This is a genomic window from Streptomyces sp. NPDC006259, assembly GCF_042870975.1.
Classification (GTDB): Bacteria; Actinomycetota; Actinomycetes; order Streptomycetales; family Streptomycetaceae; genus Streptomyces.
The window spans coordinates 911,526-929,684 of record NZ_JBIAHY010000001.1; the positions used below are offsets into that span (position 1 = coordinate 911,526).

An 18,159-nucleotide genomic window follows, 5' to 3' on the forward strand; every position below is an offset into this window, starting at 1 on the left:
GACATCGGGCACGGCGGGTGGTCGGGCGGGTGCGGACCCGTGCGGAGGGTGCGCCCGGCCACCGGTGGACGTGGATCAGGTGAGCGTCAGGGTCAGGACGCCGGCGTAGGTGCCCGGAGGCGTGAACGCCGGTACGTCGAGGGAGAGCTGGGCGTCGGCCGTGAACTCGCCGCCGGTGAGCGCCGCGTCGGGGGCCGAGGCCAGGGTCGCCCCCGCCGTGCCCACCACGCCCGCCGAACCGGCCCGGCAGGTGCTCGGGCTGCCCGCGTCGGTCGCGCACGCGGGTGTCCAGCTCAGCTCGCCGGCGTCGATCTTGGCGCCGGGTCCGGTGAAGTCGGTGACCTTGCCGGTCAGGGACCAGCCCGCGGGGCCACCGCGGAAGTCCTTGACGGTTACCGTCCTCAGGGTGCCGGTCGAGGCCCCGCCGGTGCCGAAGTCGACCGCCGACAACGGGACGGCGTCCCCGGCCTGGGACATCGAGAGCGTGCCCGCCTTCACGGTCGTCGTCAGCTTCTGACTCCCGTCCGGTACGGGCGTGTCGTCGAGGACGACATAGGCGACGGGCCCGGCTCCCTTCTCCGCGCTCCACGCGCCGCCCTCGTAGGCCACCACCCCGGTGGTGGTGCGGTCGGCGACGGCGAGGGAGCCGCTGAAGCCGCCCTGCGCGTCGGCGGTCACGGTCGCCGTGTCCGCGGTCTGGGCGCTCCCGGAGCGCCCGGCGAGGGTGACGGCGGCGCCCGGCGTGAAGGCGCTGCCCGTGACGGTCACCGCGTCCCCCGGCGCACCGGAGGGCGAACTCAGTGAGATGGCACGGGTGTTGGCCGGCGGGTTGTCGGCCGCGGTGACCGTCTCCGACACCGGCGCGGGCGGGTTGGTCACCGTGCAGGGGGTGTCCAGTTCCAGGATGTAACTGGTGTGGATGTTGTAGTCGCCGGGCGAGAGGGTGATCGCGCCGGGTGCGGTCACGGTGAAGGTGCCGGTCATGGAGAACGACGGGAAGGGGCCCTTGCCGGGCACCGGGTCGTTCTTCTTCGGCCCCGTGACGGTGACGCCGCCGGTCTGCGCCCCGCCCAGGGTGACCGTGCCGGTGGGCGTCATGATGTCGGCCGGCAGGGCCAGGTCGGTGGGGTTGCTCGCGGCGGGCTTGACCACCGTGTACGTCACGGTGACGGTGGCGCCGACCTGCGGAGTGGCGTCGTCCACCGTGATCTTCCCGGTGGTGGTGCCGTCGATCGGCGGGATGCCCGCGATGGGCGGCGGGACGCAGTGCGTCGGGAAGTCCACGTCGACGGCCGCGGCGACGGCGGCGGGTGCCGCCAGCGCTCCGCCCGCGGTGACCGCGAGCGCGGTCGCCCCGAGCAGCGCGGTCCAGTGCCGTCCGCGTGATCTTCGGGAACTCTGGGGTGTCGGACCCATGGGTGCCCCCTTCCGAGGGATGCGGGCGCAGCGGCTCGGCTGCGCCGACAGGGGGCATTGAGCTGGGGATCGCGTGAGAAGTCAATGGACGCGGCACGCCGGGCTGACGAACCGTCAGTTCCCTCGCTCGGCGGGGAAACCGACGGTTCCCTGGCTCTGTTCGCTACTGCGGTCAGTCGAACGCGAACGGTCCCGGCGACTGCGGCCCGGCCGCCGTGCAGGTGACGGTGATCCCGAAGACGACCATCTTCAGTGAGCCCCGGTAGAAGTCCAGCTTGTCACCGCGGGCCACGGTCCCGCCGAGAGGTCCGACCACGATCGGGGCCCCGACGGCCATGGCGGGGTTCACGGTGCCGGTGAAGACCCTGGCGGCACCGGCCGAGTTCGCCATCGTGAGCGTGGAGGTGATGCTGTTCGCGTTGATCGCGATCGGCGCGGTGATCGCGGTGGACGAGAGCTTGAGGGTGGCGGAGGTGCCGTTCTGGGTGGCGGTGAGGGTGGCCGCACCCCCGCCGAACAGACCGCAGTTCGCGGTGACGGTCGCCGTCGTCGGAGTGACGGCGGCGGCAGAGGGTGCGAGCGCCAGCCCGGTGACCGCGAGGGTCCCCGCCAGCAGTGCCGCACCTGATCCGATTCGCTTGCCTCTCATGGAGTTTCCGGCTCCTTCCGGATGTGGGGAGACGGACGGCCGAAGCGGAACGGGTGGGTGCGGTCACCGGTGCCGTGGGGAATGCGTCTGACGGTCCGTCGGATTCTACGATTCCATTGACGCGTGGTGGCGGAAGAACGACAAGGTCGCATTCCGGCCGACCTGAGGGCGGGCGGCTCAGCCGGCGGAGACGGTCGCCCGGACGACACCGTCGGGACCGGCCACCAGCAGCGGCGTCCCCGGCCCGCCGAGGTCGGCGACGGCGGCCAGATCCGCCTCGGCCGCACCCTCCGCCGACGTCACCACCGCCGCCGCCTCCAGCGACTCCGCCCCCGACGCCACCGCCATCGCCACCGCCGTCCGCACCGCGCTCAGCTTCAGCGACGGCAGATCCACCGTCGCGGCGACGTACGTACGTCCCGTCTCGTCCCGTACGGCAGCCCCCTCGGGCACACCGTTGCGGGCCCGCGCCGAGCGGGCCAGGGTGACGATCTTGCGGTCCTCGGGACCAAGCGCGTTGATGTCGGTCATGCCCCGAGCATACGAAGGGCCCGCCCCCCGCGGACGCTCAGGGGCGGGCCGTCTCAGGGCCGGTCGAGGCGGAGCCGCTCCGCACGCGGCAGACCGGCCACCACCAGGTCGTAGGAGTCCTCGACCAGCTCCCGGACCACCCGGTCCGGGAGGCCGCCGTCGACCGTCACCGTGTTCCAGTGCCGCTTGTTCATGTGATAGCCCGGGGCGATCAGGCCCGGGTGCTCGCCGCGCAGCCGGATCGCGTCCTCCGGGTCGCACTTGAGGTTCACCGTCAGGGGCTCCGCGTCCAGGTTCGTCAGCGCGAAGAGCTTGCCCGCGACCTTGAAGACCGAGATCTCCGGGCGGAACGGGAACTCCTCCACGACCGCGGGGAACGACAGGCACAGCCCGCGCAGCTCCTGGGGTGTCACTCCGCCTCCTCGTCCTCCGGCGGCTCCACGGGCTCCACCAGGACCGTCACGATCTTGTTCCGGCGGCCCGCGGCGGCCTCGGCGGTCAGCCGCAGGGTGCGGCCGTCGGGCAGCTCGACGGTCGAGGACGCGCCGGCGATCGGCACCCGGCCCAGCGCCTTCGCGAGCAGTCCGCCGACGGTCTCCACGTCCTCGTCGTCGTACTCCTCCAGGCCGTACAGCTCGCCGAGGTCGGTGATGTCGAGGCGGGCCGTGACCCGGTAGCGGTCCTCGCCCAGCTTCTCGACGGGCGGGAGTTCACGGTCGTACTCGTCGGTGATCTCCCCGACGATCTCCTCGAGGATGTCCTCGATGGTGACGATGCCCGCGGTGCCGCCGTACTCGTCGATGACGACGGCGACGTGGTTGCGCTCCTGCTGCATCTCACGGAGCAGATCGCCGGCGTTCTTGGTGTCGGGGACGAACGCCGCCGGCCGCATCGCCGTCGACACCAGGTCGCTCTCCGCGTCCCGGCTGATGTGCGTCCTGCGCACCAGGTCCTTGAGGTACACGATCCCCACGATGTCGTCCTCGCTCTCCCCGGTGACCGGTATCCGGGAGAAGCCCGAACGCAGCGCCAGGGTGAGGGCCTGCCGGATCGTCTTGTACCGCTCGATGACGACCAGGTCGGTCCTCGGAACCATGACCTCACGCACGAGCGTGTCGCCCAGCTCGAAGACCGAGTGCACCATCCGGCGCTCGTCGTCCTCGATCAGCGACTCCTTCTCCGCCAGGTCGACCAGCGCGCGCAGCTCCGCCTCGGAGGCGAACGGGCCGCGCCGGAAGCCCTTGCCGGGCGTGAGCGCGTTGCCGATGAGGATCAGCAGCGACGGGATCGGGCCCATGATCCGCGCCAGCGGCAGCAGCACGTACGCCGCCGCCGTCGCGGTGTTCAGCGGGTGCTGGCGGCCGATGGTGCGCGGGGAGACCCCCACCGCGACGTACGAGACCAGGACCATCACGCCGATCGCGGCCAGCAGCGCGGGCGTCGTGCCGTCGATCGCCTTCAGGCAGGCGTACGTCACCAGCGCGGCCGCCGCCATCTCGCAGACCACCCGGACCAGCAGCGCCACGTTGAGATAGCGGGTCGGGTCGGCGGCGACCTGGGCCAGTTTCGCGCTGCCGCGCCGCCCGGAGCGGACCGATTCCTCCGCGCGGAAGCTGGAGACGCGCGCGAGGCCCGCCTCCGCGCAGGCGGCGAGCCACGCGACGACGACCAGGGCGATCGCGCCGGAGACGAGGGGGAGGCTCATGACACGGTCGGGGCCGGGGACGGGCCGGTGTGGCCCTTCTCCGCACGCCAGCCGTCCACGATGGCCGCCTGGAGGCCGAACATCTCGGCCTTCTCGCCGGGCTCCTCGTGGTCGTACCCCAGCAGGTGCAGCACACCGTGGACGGTGAGCAGCTGGAGCTCCTCGTCCATGGTGTGCCGCGTCGGCGCTTCCTCGCCCTGCTTCTTCGCGACCTCGGGGCACAGCACGATGTCGCCGAGCAGGCCCTGCGGGGGCTCGTCGTCGTCCTTCGACGGCGGACGCAGCTCGTCCATCGGGAAGGACATGACGTCCGTCGGCCCCGGCAGGTCCATCCACTGGATGTGCAGCTGCTCCATGGCGTCGGCGTCCACGACGATCACCGACAGCTCGGAGAGCGGGTGGATGCGCATCCGCGCGAGGGCGTAGCGGGCGATGTCGAGGATCGCCTGCTCGTCGACCTCGGTTCCGGACTCGTTGTTGACGTCGATCGACATGGTGGTGCTCGGTCTACTTCCCCTTGTGCCCGGACTTCCCCCGGCCGCCCTTGTGCGTGCCGTTCTCGGTGCCGTGCGTGTCGTCGTACTTCTCGTACGCGTCGACGATACGGCCCACCAGCTTGTGCCGTACGACGTCCTGGGACGACAGCCGGGAGAAGTGGACGTCGTCCACACCCTCCAGGATGTCCTGCACCTGACGCAGCCCGGACTTGGTGCCGCTCGGCAGGTCGACCTGCGTCACATCACCCGTGATGACGATCTTCGAATCGAAACCGAGCCGGGTGAGGAACATCTTCATCTGCTCGGCGCTGGTGTTCTGGGCCTCGTCCAGGATGATGAAGGCGTCGTTCAGCGTCCGGCCGCGCATGTACGCGAGCGGCGCCACCTCGATCGTCCCCGAAGCCATCAGCTTCGGGATGGAGTCCGGGTCCAGCATGTCGTGCAGCGCGTCGTACAGCGGGCGCAGGTAGGGGTCGATCTTCTCGTACAGGGTGCCGGGGAGGAAGCCCAGCCGTTCGCCCGCCTCGACCGCCGGGCGGGTCAGGATGATGCGGTTGACCTGCTTCGACTGGAGCGCCTGGACCGCCTTGGCCATGGCCAGGTACGTCTTGCCGGTGCCGGCGGGGCCGATGCCGAAGACGATCGTGTGCTGGTCGATCGCGTCGACGTACCGCTTCTGGTTGAGGGTCTTGGGGCGGATGGTGCGGCCGCGCGAGGACAGGATGTTCTGCGTCAGTACCTCGGCCGGGGTCTCCTGGCCGTCGCTGGTCCCGTTCTCACTCGCCCGCAACATGGCGATCGAGCGTTCCACTGCGTCCTCCGTCATCGGCTGCCCGGTGCGCAGCACCAGCATCATCTCGTCGAACACGCGCTGGATCATGGCGACTTCCCGCGGATCGCCGACCGCGCTGACCTCATTGCCCCGGACGTGGATGTCGGCCGCCGGGAAAGCCGTCTCGATCACGCGCAGAAGGGAGTCGCCGGATCCCAGCACGCTGACCATGGGGTGCTGGGCGGGAACCGTGAACTGTGCTCTCGCATCGCCCTGCGCGGGCGTCTGAGCTGAGGGTGTCTGAGTCATAGGCGGGCCGAAGGCCTCTACGTCCTCCCGGATGCGTCTCGCCTGCCACAAGGGCGGCCTGGCGATTCAAGGGTACGCCAGGGGGCTGACAAGACCGTAGGGCTTTTCGAACAGCGGGCCCTGCGGCGGACCGTGCGCGGTGGCCGGTGGGGGCGGGTGTCCCGGCTCAGGCCGAGCGGCCGAATCCGATCGTGGGGACCGCTCTGCGGCGCGGCCACGGGGTGGCCTCCCGGGTGGGCAGCAGGTCCTCGAGGAAGGCGTACCGGCGCAGTGCCTCCGGGTTCTGGCTCTCCACGGACTGCACGCGGCGCCACCAGGCGGCGACCTCGGACCAGCCGGGCGCGGACAGCGAGCCGCCGAACTCCTGCACCGACAGCGCGGCGGTCAGGCCCGCGAAGGCCAGGCGGTCCGCGAGCGGCCAGTCGGCCAGCGTGCCGGTGACGAAACCGGCCACGAAGACGTCCCCGGCGCCCGTGGGGTCGAGGGCCTCGACGGCGATCGCGGGCACCTCCGCGCTCGCGCCGGTTCGGCCGTCCACCGCGTAGGCGCCCTCCGCGCCGAGGGTGACGACGGCGAGCGGTACGTGCTCGGTGAGGGCGTGGGCCGCGGCGCGCGGGCAGGTGGCGCCCGTGTAGCGCATGGCCTCCTGCGCGTTCGGCAGGAACGCCTCGCAGTGCTCCAGGTCGGCCAGGCCGGCCAGGTCCCAGGCGCCGGTGTCGTCCCAGCCGACGTCCGCGAAGACGCGGGTGCCGCGGCTCGCCGCCTGGGCGATCCAGGGGGCTCGTCTGCCGGGGGTGAGGGAGGCGACGGCGGCCCTGGCGTGCGGCGGGGAGGCGGGGGCGGCCTCCTCGGGGGGCGGCTCGTGGCCGTGCGAGACCATCGTCCGCTCGCCCTCGTAGGCCATCGAGACGGTGACCGGGGAGTGCCAGCCGGGGACCGTGCGGGACGCGGTCAGGTCGATGCCCTCGCCCTGTTCCAGGGTGTCCCAGCAGTACTCGCCGTAGTGGTCGTCGCCGAAGGCCGCGGCGAGGGAGGTCCGCAGACCGAGGCGGGCCAGGGCGGTGGCCATGTTGGCCACGCCGCCCGGACTGGAGCCCATGCCGCGCGCCCAGGACTCGGTGCCGCGGACGGGCGCGGTGTCGAGGCCGGTGAAGATGATGTCGAGGAAGACGGTGCCGGTGAGGTAGACGTCCCAGGGCGGGTCCGTGGGGGCACGCCGGGCGGCCAGGGGGTCGACCTGGGCCTGGCGTGGGTGTCGGTGGTGTCCCTCTCCGGTGGACGCGGTCACGGTGCGCTCCCTGACGTGGTGCCGATCCGGCCAGTGTGCACCACGGGGCTGACAACGGGTGGGCGTCGGGGGCGGGGCGGGGTGTCGCCGTGGCGGTGGGCGCGCGGCCGTCACCAGCGGGGTACCGCCGGTGTCGTCCAGTTCGGGGTGGCGACGCGCATCGCCGCCGCGTCGTCCCGGTCGTGGTAGGTGCCGTCGTCGTCCAGCCAGCGCCGGTGGAGGTGCTGGAGACGGTCCCGGTCGAGGTCGACGCCGAGGCCGGGGGCGTCGGAGACGGTGACCTTGCCCTCGGTGAAGGTGAGGCGGTCGGTGAGGACGTCCTCGGACTGCCAGGGGTAGTGGGAGTCGCAGGCGTGGTCGAGGTTGGGGACGGTGGCCGCGACCTGGGTCATGGCGGCGAGGCTGATGCCCAGGTGGGTGTTGGAGTGCATGGACACTCCGACGCCGAAGGTGCGGCAGACGGCGGCCAGGTGCTGGGTGTTGCGCAGGCCGCCCCAGTAGTGGTGGTCGGAGAGGACGACCTGGACGGCGTCGCGGGCGAAGGCCTCCTTGATCTCGGCGAACGTGGTCACGCACATGTTCGTGGCGAGCGGTACGCCGGTTCCGGCCGCCACTTCGGCCATGGCGGGGGTGCCCAGGGCCGGGTCCTCCAGGTATTCGAGGACGTCCTGGAGTTCGCGGGCCACCCGCAGCGAGGTCGGCACGCTCCAGGCGCCGTTGGGGTCCAGGCGGAGGGCGTGGCCGGGGAACGCCTCGGCGAGGGCGCGCACGGCGGCGATCTCCTCGTCCGGCGGGAAGACGCCGCCCTTGAGCTTGAAGGAGGTGAAGCCGTACCGCTCCGTGAACCTCCGGGCCTGCTCGACGATGCCGGCCGGGTCGACGGCCGGGCCCCAGTCGTCCGTCTCGTGGGGCACCGAGCCGGGATGGTCGGCCCACTTGTAGAAGAGGTACGCGCTGTACTCGACGGCGTCCCGGACCTTGCCGCCCAGGAGTCGGTGCACCGGCAGGCCGAGGGTCCTGCCGAGCGCGTCCAGGCAGGCGACCTCGAAGGCCGAGATCACGGACAGGCGGAGCTTGTCGGCCGTCTGGACGCCCCGCAGGCCGCCGACGTCCACCTGTGCGGAGATCCGTGACCGGTCGACGTCCACCTCGTCGCCGAGGGTGAAGAGTCCGTTCAGGTCGGTGACCTGTCGGCCGATCAGCTTCTTCGCGTAGGGGCGGGCCAGGTCCAGGTACTTGGTGTCGCCGTAGGTCTCGCCCAGGCCCGTGACACCGTCCGCGGTCACGACCTCCACGACCAGGCGCGGGGTGTACGGCTGGTGCACGCCCTGGGTGTTGAGGAGGGGCGGGTCGGCGATCAGGATCGGCGTCAGCCGTACGTCCTTGACGGTGAGGTCCACCGGCCATCTCCCTCGGGGAAAGTCGTCCATGTATGAAGATGGAGGCTAGATACATGGACCGCCGACGTCAACGGAGCCTCCCGGCGGGTGACCGGTCGGGAGGATCCCTTCCGGCCCCCGGATCATGGACCGGGGCGGCGGGGGCACGGGGCGGCGGGCCGCCGGGCCGTGGGGCCGCCGACGCCGGGCCGCAGGGCGTCGCGGTCACCGGCCGCCGGGACGTCGGGGCCGCCAGCCGCAGGGCCGCCGGGGCGCCGGGGTCACCGGCCGCAGGGCCGCCGGGGCGTCGGGGCCGCCAGCCGCCTGGCCGCCGGGGCCGTCAGTCGCACGAGCGTCGCGGTCACCGGCCGCAGGGCCGCACGGGTGCCGCCAGCCGCCAGGCCGCCGGGCCGCCAGGCCGTGGGGCCGTGGGGCCGTGGGGCCGTGGGGCCGTGGGGCCGCCGACCGCCGGGCCGCAGGGCGTCGCGGTCACCGGCCGCCGGGCCGCAGGGCGTCGCAGTCACCGGCCGCCGGGCCGCACGGGTGCCGGGGTCACCGGCCGCCAGGCCGCCGGGGCGTCGGGGTCACCCGGCCGCCGGGGCGTCGGAGCTGTCAGCCGCACGAGCGTCGCGGTCACCGGCCGCCGGAGGCGTCGGGGCCGCCGGCCGCACGGGCACCGGCCCGCGCGGGCACCGGGGTCACCGGCCGCCGGGCCGCGCTGGTGCCGGGCGTGGGGGCGCCGGAGGCCCCCGGGCACCTAGAAGCGGTAGGCGTCGACCTCGGCCAGGTACCGCTCGCGCAGCTTCTCGTCGTCCTCCAGGAAGGCGGCGACGAAGGAGTTGCGGGCCAGTTCGCGCAGCCGTTCCTCGCTCAGGCCCAGTTCCGACCGGACGGCGTCGAAGTTGTCGCCCGCGTAGCCGCCGAAGTAGGCCGGGTCGTCGGAGTTGACCGTGCAGACCAGCCCGGCGTCGAGCATGGCGGGCAGCGGGTGGTCGGCGAGGACGTCGACGGTCCGCAGCCGGACGTTGGACAGCGGGCACAGCGTCAGCGGGATCCGCTCCCGCACCAGCCGCTCCACCAGCTTCGGGTCCTCCACGCAGCGCAGCCCGTGGTCGACGCGCTCGATCCCGAGGACGTCGAGGGCCTCGGTGATGTACTCCGGCGGCCCTTCCTCACCGGCGTGCGCCACCCGCCGCAGGCCGAGCGCGGCGGCGGCCTCGTAGACCTCGCGGAACTTTGCGGGCGGATGCCCGACCTCCGCCGAGTCCAGCCCGACGCCGGTGATCCGGTCGAGGTACGGCTTCGCGGCGTCCAGCGTCCGCAGCGCGGACTCGGCGGACTCGTCGCGCAGGAAACACATGATCAGCCGGGTGGAGACGCCGTGGTTGGCCTCGGCGGCGCCGAGCGCCCGCCACAGCCCCTCGACGACCGTGCCCATCCCGACGCCCCGGGCGAGGTGGGCCTGCGGGTCGAAGAAGATCTCCGCGTGCCGCACGCCCTGCGCGGCGGCACGGACGAGGTAGGCGTTGGCCAGGTCCTCGAAGTCCCGCTCGGTGCGCAGGACCGCCATCAGTTCGTAGTACAGGTTCAGGAAGGACTGGAGGTCCTCGAACCGGTAGGCCTCGCGGAGCGCCTCGGTGTCGGCGTACGGCAGGGCGACACCGTTGCGGGCGGCCAGCTCGAAGGCCAGGTCCGGCTCCAGGGTGCCTTCGACGTGCAGGTGCAGTTCGGCTTTGGGGAGGGGCATCAAAGCATCGTACGGGTGTTTTATTGGCGTTTGGGAACCGGCACCCGCAGCAGGTCCTGCGCCACCGTCAGCTCCCCCTCGAACCCGGCCGCCCGCGCCTGCCGCCCGAACGCGTCCGGTTCGCCGTAGCGCTGGCTGAAGTGCGTGAGCACGAGATGCCGGACACCGGCGTCCCGTGCGACCCGCCCCGCCTGACCGGCGGTCAGATGGCCGTGGTCCACGGCGAGCCGCTCGTCCTCGTCGAGGAACGTCGACTCGATCACCAGCATGTCGCAGCCCTCCGCCAGCTCCCCCACCCCGTCGCACAGGCGGGTGTCCATGACGAACGCGAACCGCTGTCCCCGCCGCACCTCGCTGACCTCCTCCAGCGACACCCCGCCGACGGAGCCCTCCCGCTGGATGCGGCCGACGTCCGGCCCCCGCACGCCGCGCGCGGCGAGCCGGTCGGGCAGCATACGGCGGCCGTCGGGCTCGATCAGGCGGTAGCCGTAGGACTCGACCGGGTGGGAGAGCCGTCGGGCGTCCAGCGTGTAGGAGGCGGTGACGGCGAGGGGACCGTCGCCGTCCACCGGGACCTCGGTGACGCCGACGGTCTCGCGGTAGGCGGTGGCGTACCGGAGCCGGTCGAAGAAGTGCTGGCCGGACCGCGGGAAGTGGGCGGTCACCGGGTGCGGGACCTGGTCCAGGTTGACGCGCTGGATCACCCCGGCGACGCCGAGGGAGTGGTCGCCGTGGAAGTGCGTGACGCAGATCCGGTTCAGGTCGTGCGCGGCGACCCCGGCCCTCAGCATCTGACGCTGCGTGCCCTCACCGGGGTCGAAGAGGAGGCCCTCGCCGTCCCAGCGCAGGAGGTAGCCGTTGTGGTTGCGGTGCCGGGTCGGGACCTGGCTGGCGGTGCCGAGGACCACCAGTTCACGTACGGACACGGCTCAGCCGGGGGGCCACTGGAGGCCACGGCCGCCGAGGACGTGCGCGTGGGCGTGCCAGACGGTCTGCCCGGCGCCGCTGCCGGTGTTGAAGACGATGCGGTAGCTGTCCAGCTTCTCCTCGTCGGCGACCGCCCGTGTCTCGCGCAGGACGTCCGCGGCGAGCTGCGGCGCCTCGGCGGCGAGCGCGGCGGCGTCCACGTGGTGCGCCTTGGGAATCACCAGGACGTGGGTGGGGGCCTGCGGGTTGATGTCCCGGAAGGCGACGGTCGTCCCGGTCTCCCGCACGATCGTCGCGGGGATGGTCCCCGCCACGATCTTGCAGAACAGACAGTCGTCCTGCGGCTCGCCTGGCATTCGGATCCTCCTCGCACCGGTGATCTCTTACGGAGCATCGTAGCGACGTCGCCGCCACCGGCCCGTCCCTCACGGCAGGGCCGGCGGCACCTTCGCCGGGGTCTCCTCCAGGGCGAGCAGCGCCAGCCGGACCGCCTCCTCCAACTGCACGTCCCGGCCCGCCACATGGTCCTGCGGGCGGGCCACCACCTCCACGTCCGGGTCGACGCCGTGGTTCTCCACGCCCCACCCGGGACCGTCCAGCCAGATCGCGTACCTGGGCTGGGTGACCAGGGTGCCGTCGACCAGCCGGTACCGGCTGTCGATGCCGATGGTCCCGCCCCACGTGCGCGTGCCGACCACGGGCCCGATGCCGAGCGCCTTGACCGCCGCGTTGACGATGTCCCCGTCGGAACCGGAGAACTCGTCGGCGACCGCGACGACCGGCCCGCGCGGCGCGTCCTCCGGGTAGCTGAACGGCCGCATCCCGCGCGGCACGTCCCAGCCGACGATCCGTCGCGCCAGCTTCTCCACGACGAGCTGGGAGGTGTGTCCGCCCCGGTTCTCCCGGACGTCCACGACGAGCCCCTCGCGGGCCACCTCGACCCGCAGGTCGCGGTGGATCTGGGCCCAGCCCGGGGCCTGCATGTCGGGCACGTGGAGATAGCCGAGCCGGCCGCCGGACGTCTCGTGCACGTAGGCCCGCCGGTCGGCGACCCAGGCGTGGTAGCGCAGCGGCTCCTCGTCGTCGACGGGGACGACGACGGCGTGCCGGGGTTCGCCCCCGCCGGACGGCTCCACGGTCAGCTCCACCGCCTTGCCCGCCGTACCGACGAGGAGCGGTCCGGGTCCGGCGACCGGGTCGACGCGGTGGCCGGCGACGGCGAGGATCGCGTCGCCCGCGCGCACCGCGACGCCGGGCGCGGCGAGCGGGGAGCGGGCGTCGGGGTCGGAGGTCTCCGAGGGCAGCACCCGGTCGATGCGCCAAGCGCCGTCCTCGTGCCGGGAGATGTCGGCGCCGAGCAGGCCCTGGCGGGCGCCGCCGCCGTGGCCGCGGGGGACGACGTAGGCGTGCGAGGTGCCCAGTTCGCCGTGCACCTCCCAGAGGACGTCGACGAGGTCGTCCCGGGTGGCGACCCGGTCGAGGAGCGGCCGGTAGCGGTCGAGGACGTCGTCCCAGTCGACCCCGCCGAGGTCGGGCAGCCAGAAGTTGTCGCGCATGAGGCGGCCGGTCTCGTCGTACATCTGGCGCCACTCGGCGGCCGGGTCGACGCTCTGGCGGACGCGGCCGAGGTCGACGGTGAGGTTCGCGTCGCCGTCCTCGTCGCCGGAGGCGCGGCGGTCGCTGGGAACGACCCTCAGCTTGCCGTCCGACCGCAGCAGCAGCCGCTTGCCGTCGCCGCTGACCTCGAAGGCGTCGGCGTCGGGGGCGAGGTGTTCGAGGCGCTGCCGGACGAGGTCGTAGCGCTCCAGTTCGGTGTCCGGGTAGGGGTCCTCGGGGGTGGCGCGGGAGGCGCCGAGGACACCGCGCACCGGGTGGCGCAGCCAGAGCACGCCGTCCTTGGCGGCGCGCAGTCCGGAGTAGCGGCCGGCCTCGACGGGGAAGGGCACTATCCGGTCGGCGAGGCCGTCCAGGTCGATCCGGGTGGCGGGGGTGCCCTCGCTGTCGGGGGTCTCGTCCTTGTCGGGGGCCTCGAAGGGCCGGCCGTGCCGCTGCGGTCCGAACGGCGAGGGGGTCGTCGCGGCCAGCGGGATCAGGTGCGGGCGGGCGCCCTCGATGAAGGAGAGGTCGAAGGCGTGCTCGTCGTAGACGGGGTCGAAGGCGCGCGTCGACAGGAACGCGAGGTGCTTGCCGTCGAGGGTGAAGGCGGGCGCGTAGTCGTGGAAGCGCAGCGGGGTCGCCTCGGTGACCGACAGGTCGGCGGTGTTGGCGAGCTTGAGCCGGCTGAGCGGGCGCGGGCCGGGGTGCGACCAGGCCAGCCAGGCCGAATCGGGCGAGAAGGCCAGGTCGCCGACCTCGCCGTCCTCGCTGCGGTCGACCTCGCGGACCTCACCGGTCTCCCGCTCGACCAGCAGCAGCCGTCCGTCGTGCGCGGCGACGGCGGCCCGGCCGCCGTCGGGCGCCATGGCCAGTTCCAGCACCCTGCCGAGACGTCCGGCGGCCAGCCGGCGCGGGGTGGCGCCCGGGGCGAGGCCGGTGGCGGGCGCGAACTCCAGGGCGTCGTCGCCCTCGGCGTCGGTCACCCACACCACCCACTCCTCGCCCTCCGTGCGGAAGGTGCGCGGCAGCCGGGCGCGGACGCCGGGTTCGGCGGCCAGGGCGCGGGCGGGACCGTGGCGGTGGGTGACCCAGTGGACGGCACCCCGCACCTCCACCGCGCTGCCGCGGGCGGTGTGGTCGGGGGTGGCGGCGCCCAGCCAGCGGGCGGCGGCCACCTGGTGCGGCCGCCGGTCGGCGCGCTGCCCGCCGAGCCGGACGTCGATGCGGCGCGGCTCGGCGCCGTCGAGGTCGTCCAGGATCCACAGCTCACCGGCGGAGCAGTACACGACCCGGCTGCCGTCGCCGGCCGCGTGCCGGGCGTAGAAGCCGTCGAGAGGGGTGTGCCGCCGCAGGTCGGAGCCGTCGGCGAGGGAGGAGTACAGGGCGCCGGTGCCCTCGTGGTCGGACAGGAAGGCGATCCTGTCGCCCGTCCACACCGGGTACTCGATGTTGCCGTCGAGGTCCCCGTGCAGCCGCGTGAACTCGCCGTCGCCGTCCCGGTCGATCCACAGCTTGCCCGCCGTGCCGCCCCGGTAGCGCTTCCAGGCGGCGGCCTCCCGCCCCATCGACGCGGACAGCAGCACGGTGTGCGGACCGAAGGCGACCCCGCCGACGGGCCCGTACGGCAGGGTGGTGGCCGGTCCGCCGTCGAGCGGGACCGCGCGGGCCCAACTGCGGCGCGAACTGGCCTGGTCGTGGGTGCTCAGCGCGAGCACCCGGCCGTCGGGGGTCCAGCCGCGCACCCGGGTCTGCGCACTGCCCCAGTACGTCAGCCGGGTCGTGGGTCCGCCGTCGACCGGGGCGATGTGCACCTCGGGGGCGCCGTCGCGGGTGGAGGTCCAGGCCACGGTGGTCCCGTCGGGCGAGACGCGGGGCGCGGTGACCGGTGTGTTGTCGGCGCTGACCCGCCAGGCGCGTCCGCCGTCGAGGGGGGCGAGCCACACGTCGTCCTCGGCGGTGAAGGCCACCAACTCGCCGTGCGGGTGCGGGAAGCGGAGGTACGCGGCAGGCGTCACGGGCTGTGTCACCCGATCACTCTAGGCAAGCGCGGGGGCGACCGACAGGGGTTCGGATCACTTGCTCGCGCAGGTCACTTGCCGTCGGCGGGCCCGCAGCGCGTGTCGCCGTCGCACCGCACCGTCTCGGTGACGGTCACGGTGACCGTGGGCCGCTCCGGTTCGGCGGGCTGTGCGGAGCGCGGCGGGGCGAGCGGCGAAGGGGTGGCGGACTTGCAGTCGCCGAGCCCGCCCACCCGGAACAGCTGCCTGTCGCCGACGTCCGCGCGGAGGTCGCCGCGCACGCAGGAGCCGTCGACGGCCCGCGTGACGGTGCCGGTCACGGTGATGTCCCGCCCGTCGCCGGTCTCCCCCTCGCAGTCGACGGAGGCGACGGTCTGCCGGCCGGCCGAGGCGTCGTCGCCGTAGTCGGCGGTGCAGGTCAGCCACCGCACGTCGACGTCCCGGCGCTCGATCTCGGCCGTCGCCGCCCCGTCGGTGGTGTACGCCACGGCCGCCGAGCCGATCCCGCCCGGTTCGCACGCCACGACCCCGCCCACGGCCAGGACCGCGAGCCCCGCCACCGCCGCCGCACGTGTCCCGTGCGCCCGGCCCCGCATCCGTCTCCTCCATGCCCCCATGGAGGGCAGCCTGCCACCGTCGGCGGGGGCGCGGTAGAGCACATACCGCCAAGCGCCGGCCCGGTCTACGGTGACCGCATGCGCGATGCCCGCCGCCCGAGGAGACTGACCGTCGACGAAACCACCACCTACCTGTGGACGGTCCGGCACCGGCACCGGGACGGCCAGGTCTGCGAGGACGTCCTCACCCTGATCCGGGACGGGGTGCCCACCAGGATCGTGTTCCGGGAGGGCGAGGGCCGCTACGTCGGCGGCGGCGCGTACACCCACTCGGGCGGCGTCGGGGACCGCGCCCACCACCTCAACCTGCACGAGCCCGGCACGGTGCGCGCCCTCGTCGACGAGGCCCGGCGCCGCGGGCTGCTCCCGTACGACGGGGAGCTGGACGGCTGGATCCTGTTCCCGGCGGTCACCCGCGCGGCGGCGGCCACTCCCGGAACCGCGGCGGACCGCCCTGCGAGCCCCTGGGACGGACGCCCTGCGAGCCCTTGAGACGGACGACGCGCGTCCGGCCCACCGGCGGGAGCGGGCCGTGCGGCGGGGTCGGCGCCGCCGCCGGTGGTCGCGGCGAGGCAGGGAATCCGGGCCCTGCCCGCGCGGCGCCACCAGGAAGCGGCGTCCGTGGTCCGGCGCGCCACCTCGCCGACCACCCGCGCCGCCACCGCACAGTCCTGTCCGGTTCCCCTGACCCGGTCGACGGCGCGAACGTCGCGAACGGCTCCCGCCCGCCCCGAAGGAGGGCGGGCGGGTCGACGGCACGGGCGTGGCGGGCGGCGGCGAAGTGCGCGGGACGGGCCGCCATGCTCCGGAGAGGCCCACGGCCTCCCCCGGGCCGGCGGGTCAGGACCAACGGCCGGTGCGGCCCAGGATCAGGGCGGCGGCGGCCGTCCCGGCGGTCGAGGTCCGCAGCACGCTGCGCCCCAGCCGGTACGCCCTGGCGCCCGCCTCCTCGAAGAGTGCCAACTCCTCGGGGGAGACGCCCCCTTCGGGTCCGACGACGAGGACGATCTCACCGTCCGCGGGGAGTTGGGCGGTGGCGAGGGGTTCGCTGCCGTAGTCGCGGTCCTCGTGGAGTACGGCCGCGAAGTCGGCCCCCGCCAGGAGTGCCGCCACCTGCTTGGTGGTCGCCGCGTCGGCGACCTCGGGGAAGCGGACCCGGCGGGACTGCTTGCCGGCCTCGCGCGCGGTGGCCCGCCACTTGGCCAGCGCCTTCAGCCCGCGGTCGCCCTTCCACTGGGTGATGCAGCGGGAGGCTGCCCACGGCACGATCGCGTCGACGCCGGTCTCGGTCATCGTCTCGACGGCCAGCTCGCCCCGGTCGCCCTTGGGCAGCGCCTGCACGACGGTGATCCGCGGTGACTCGGCGGGCTCCTGCGCCACCCGCGTCAGACGGACGACGAGCCGGTCCCTGCCCTCGGCGGCGACGACCTCGCCCTCGGCCCAGCGGCCGGTGCCGTCGGTGAGGACGACCTCCTCACCGGCCCGCAGCCGCTTCACGGAGACGGCGTGCCGTCCCTCGGGGCCGTCCAGCACGAACTCGGCGGGGTCTCCCGGCAGTTCCCCGACGACGAACACGGGCGCGGTCATCGCGCACCGCCCGCACCGCCGGCACCGGCAGAGCCACCGCCCGACAACGCTGTCCTCGCCGTGTCGAGTTCGGCCTTCAGCACCTCCACCAGTCGCCCGGCCGGCAGGGCGCGGGCCATCCGGTGTCCCTGGCCCGCCCACAGCGCCATGCCCTGTGCGTCGCCCGCCTCGGCGGCGGCCCTGCGCAGCGGCGCGGTGAGGTGGTGGACCTCGGGGTAGGCGGCGGGCGCGTACCGGCCGTGCTCGCGCAGGAAGCGGTTGACCAGGGCACGGGCCGGGCGTCCGGAGAAGGCGCGGGTCAGTTCCGTACGCACGAAGAGCGGGTTGGTGAGGGCCTCCTTGTGTACGGCGGCCGCGCCGGACTCCGGCGTCGCGAGGAAGGCCGTACCCAGCTGGGCGGCGCAGGCCCCGGCGGCGAGGACGGCGGCGATCTGGCTGCCCCTCATGAGACCGCCCGCGGCGATCAGCGGCAGGCTCACGGCCTCCCGGACCTGGGCGACCAGGGACAGCAGGCCGATGCCGGAGCCGTCGTTCTCGGGGAGGTCGCGGTGGGTGCCCTGGTGGCCGCCGGCCTCCACGCCCTGCACGATCACGGCGTCGGCACCCGCCCGCTCGGCCGCGACGGCCTCCTCGGCGGTGGTCGCGGTGACCAGCGTCGACGTGCCCGCCCGCCGCAGCGCCTCCAGCGCGTCCGGGCTGGGCACGCCGAAGTGGAACGAGGCCACCGGTACCGGGTTGTCCAGCAGCACCGCCAGCTTGGCGTCGTAGCCGTCGTCGCGGCCGCTGTCCGGGTCGCCCGGCTCGGCCCCGTACCAGGCGGCCTCACCGGCCAGCTGATGGGCGTAGACCTCGACGGCGCCCGTCTCGGCGTACTCGGGCTGCGGCATGAACAGGTTCACGCCGAAGGGCCGGGAGGTGAGACTCCGCAGCTGCTTGATCTCCTGGTACATGCCGTCGGCGGTCTTGTAGCCGGCGGCCAGGAACCCCAGTCCGCCGGCCTCGGACACGGCGGCGGCGAGCTGCGGGAGGGAGACGCCGCCCGCCATGGGGGCCTGCACGATCGGGAGAGGGAACAGATCGGTCAGCGCGGAGGACATGACGGCATGTTGTCACGTCCCCGG

At 73.8% G+C, this 18,159-nt stretch carries 17 protein-coding genes; 1 reads left to right on the forward strand and 16 read right to left on the reverse strand.

Annotation, left to right across the window (positions count from 1 at the left end):
• Positions 1-75 precede the first annotated feature (75 nt).
• The 14 genes from ACFYO5_RS03830 to ACFYO5_RS03895 form a co-directional block, all read right to left on the reverse strand.
• Positions 76-1,416, reverse strand: a complete 1,341-nt coding sequence (locus tag ACFYO5_RS03830) for a beta-xylosidase (RefSeq protein WP_388703829.1) — start codon at positions 1,414-1,416, stop codon at positions 76-78.
• Between the two features lie 172 nt (positions 1,417-1,588).
• A complete protein-coding gene (locus tag ACFYO5_RS03835; protein WP_388703832.1) occupies positions 1,589-2,065 on the reverse strand; it encodes a hypothetical protein in 477 nt (158 codons plus the stop codon).
• Between the two features lie 177 nt (positions 2,066-2,242).
• Positions 2,243-2,596 (reverse strand): cytidine deaminase, encoded by a 354-nt coding sequence (locus ACFYO5_RS03840; RefSeq protein WP_388703834.1) that lies wholly within the window; start codon positions 2,594-2,596, stop codon positions 2,243-2,245.
• A gap of 53 nt (positions 2,597-2,649) precedes the next feature.
• Entirely contained in the window at positions 2,650-3,009 is a 360-nt protein-coding gene (locus ACFYO5_RS03845) for an MmcQ/YjbR family DNA-binding protein (RefSeq protein WP_356559688.1), read from the reverse strand.
• Positions 3,006-4,301, reverse strand: coding sequence for a hemolysin family protein (locus ACFYO5_RS03850; protein ID WP_356559689.1), 1,296 nt, complete (start codon positions 4,299-4,301; stop codon positions 3,006-3,008). Before ACFYO5_RS03850 ends, ACFYO5_RS03845 begins: the two co-directional genes overlap by 4 nt.
• On the reverse strand, positions 4,298-4,795 hold the full coding sequence (gene ybeY, locus ACFYO5_RS03855; RefSeq protein WP_356559690.1) for an rRNA maturation RNase YbeY: 498 nt from the start codon (positions 4,793-4,795) through the stop codon (positions 4,298-4,300). Before ybeY ends, ACFYO5_RS03850 begins: the two co-directional genes overlap by 4 nt.
• Before the next feature lie 13 nt (positions 4,796-4,808).
• On the reverse strand, positions 4,809-5,879 hold the full coding sequence (locus ACFYO5_RS03860) for a PhoH family protein (RefSeq protein ID WP_356559691.1): 1,071 nt from the start codon (positions 5,877-5,879) through the stop codon (positions 4,809-4,811).
• Positions 5,880-6,045: 166 nt separating this feature from the next.
• A complete protein-coding gene (locus tag ACFYO5_RS03865; protein WP_356559692.1) occupies positions 6,046-7,167 on the reverse strand; it encodes a PfkB family carbohydrate kinase in 1,122 nt (373 codons plus the stop codon).
• Between the two features lie 110 nt (positions 7,168-7,277).
• The gene (locus ACFYO5_RS03870; protein ID WP_388703839.1) at positions 7,278-8,567 is read right to left on the reverse strand and encodes a glucarate dehydratase family protein; all 1,290 of its coding nucleotides are present in this window, start codon (positions 8,565-8,567) and stop codon (positions 7,278-7,280) included.
• A 736-nt stretch (positions 8,568-9,303) separates the two neighbouring features.
• Positions 9,304-10,293 carry an adenosine deaminase gene (locus ACFYO5_RS03875; RefSeq protein ID WP_356559694.1) on the reverse strand — a complete coding sequence of 330 codons (990 nt, stop codon included), beginning with the start codon at positions 10,291-10,293 and terminating at the stop codon, positions 9,304-9,306.
• Positions 10,294-10,313: 20 nt separating this feature from the next.
• Positions 10,314-11,219 (reverse strand): ribonuclease Z, encoded by a 906-nt coding sequence (locus ACFYO5_RS03880; protein WP_388703842.1) that lies wholly within the window; start codon positions 11,217-11,219, stop codon positions 10,314-10,316.
• 3 nt (positions 11,220-11,222) lie between these two features.
• Positions 11,223-11,576: a histidine triad nucleotide-binding protein gene (locus ACFYO5_RS03885; protein WP_356559696.1), complete on the reverse strand. Its 354-nt coding sequence runs from the start codon at positions 11,574-11,576 to the stop codon at positions 11,223-11,225.
• Between the two features lie 69 nt (positions 11,577-11,645).
• A complete protein-coding gene (locus tag ACFYO5_RS03890; RefSeq protein WP_388703844.1) occupies positions 11,646-14,843 on the reverse strand; it encodes a S41 family peptidase in 3,198 nt (1,065 codons plus the stop codon).
• A gap of 62 nt (positions 14,844-14,905) precedes the next feature.
• On the reverse strand, positions 14,906-15,430 hold the full coding sequence (locus ACFYO5_RS03895; protein WP_388703846.1) for a hypothetical protein: 525 nt from the start codon (positions 15,428-15,430) through the stop codon (positions 14,906-14,908).
• A gap of 99 nt (positions 15,431-15,529) precedes the next feature.
• Here ACFYO5_RS03895 and ACFYO5_RS03900 point away from each other — a divergent pair, with 99 nt between their 5' ends.
• Positions 15,530-15,943 (forward strand): hypothetical protein, encoded by a 414-nt coding sequence (locus ACFYO5_RS03900; RefSeq protein ID WP_388703849.1) that lies wholly within the window; start codon positions 15,530-15,532, stop codon positions 15,941-15,943.
• Positions 15,944-16,291: 348 nt separating this feature from the next.
• Here the strand turns inward: ACFYO5_RS03900 and ACFYO5_RS03905 are convergent, their stop codons facing one another.
• Complete coding sequence (locus ACFYO5_RS03905) at positions 16,292-17,038, reverse strand: 16S rRNA (uracil(1498)-N(3))-methyltransferase (RefSeq protein ID WP_356559700.1); 747 nt, start codon at positions 17,036-17,038, stop codon at positions 16,292-16,294.
• Positions 17,035-18,135: a nitronate monooxygenase gene (locus ACFYO5_RS03910; RefSeq protein WP_388703852.1), complete on the reverse strand. Its 1,101-nt coding sequence runs from the start codon at positions 18,133-18,135 to the stop codon at positions 17,035-17,037. The genes ACFYO5_RS03905 and ACFYO5_RS03910 overlap by 4 nt, the downstream gene beginning before the upstream one ends.
• Positions 18,136-18,159 lie beyond the last annotated feature (24 nt).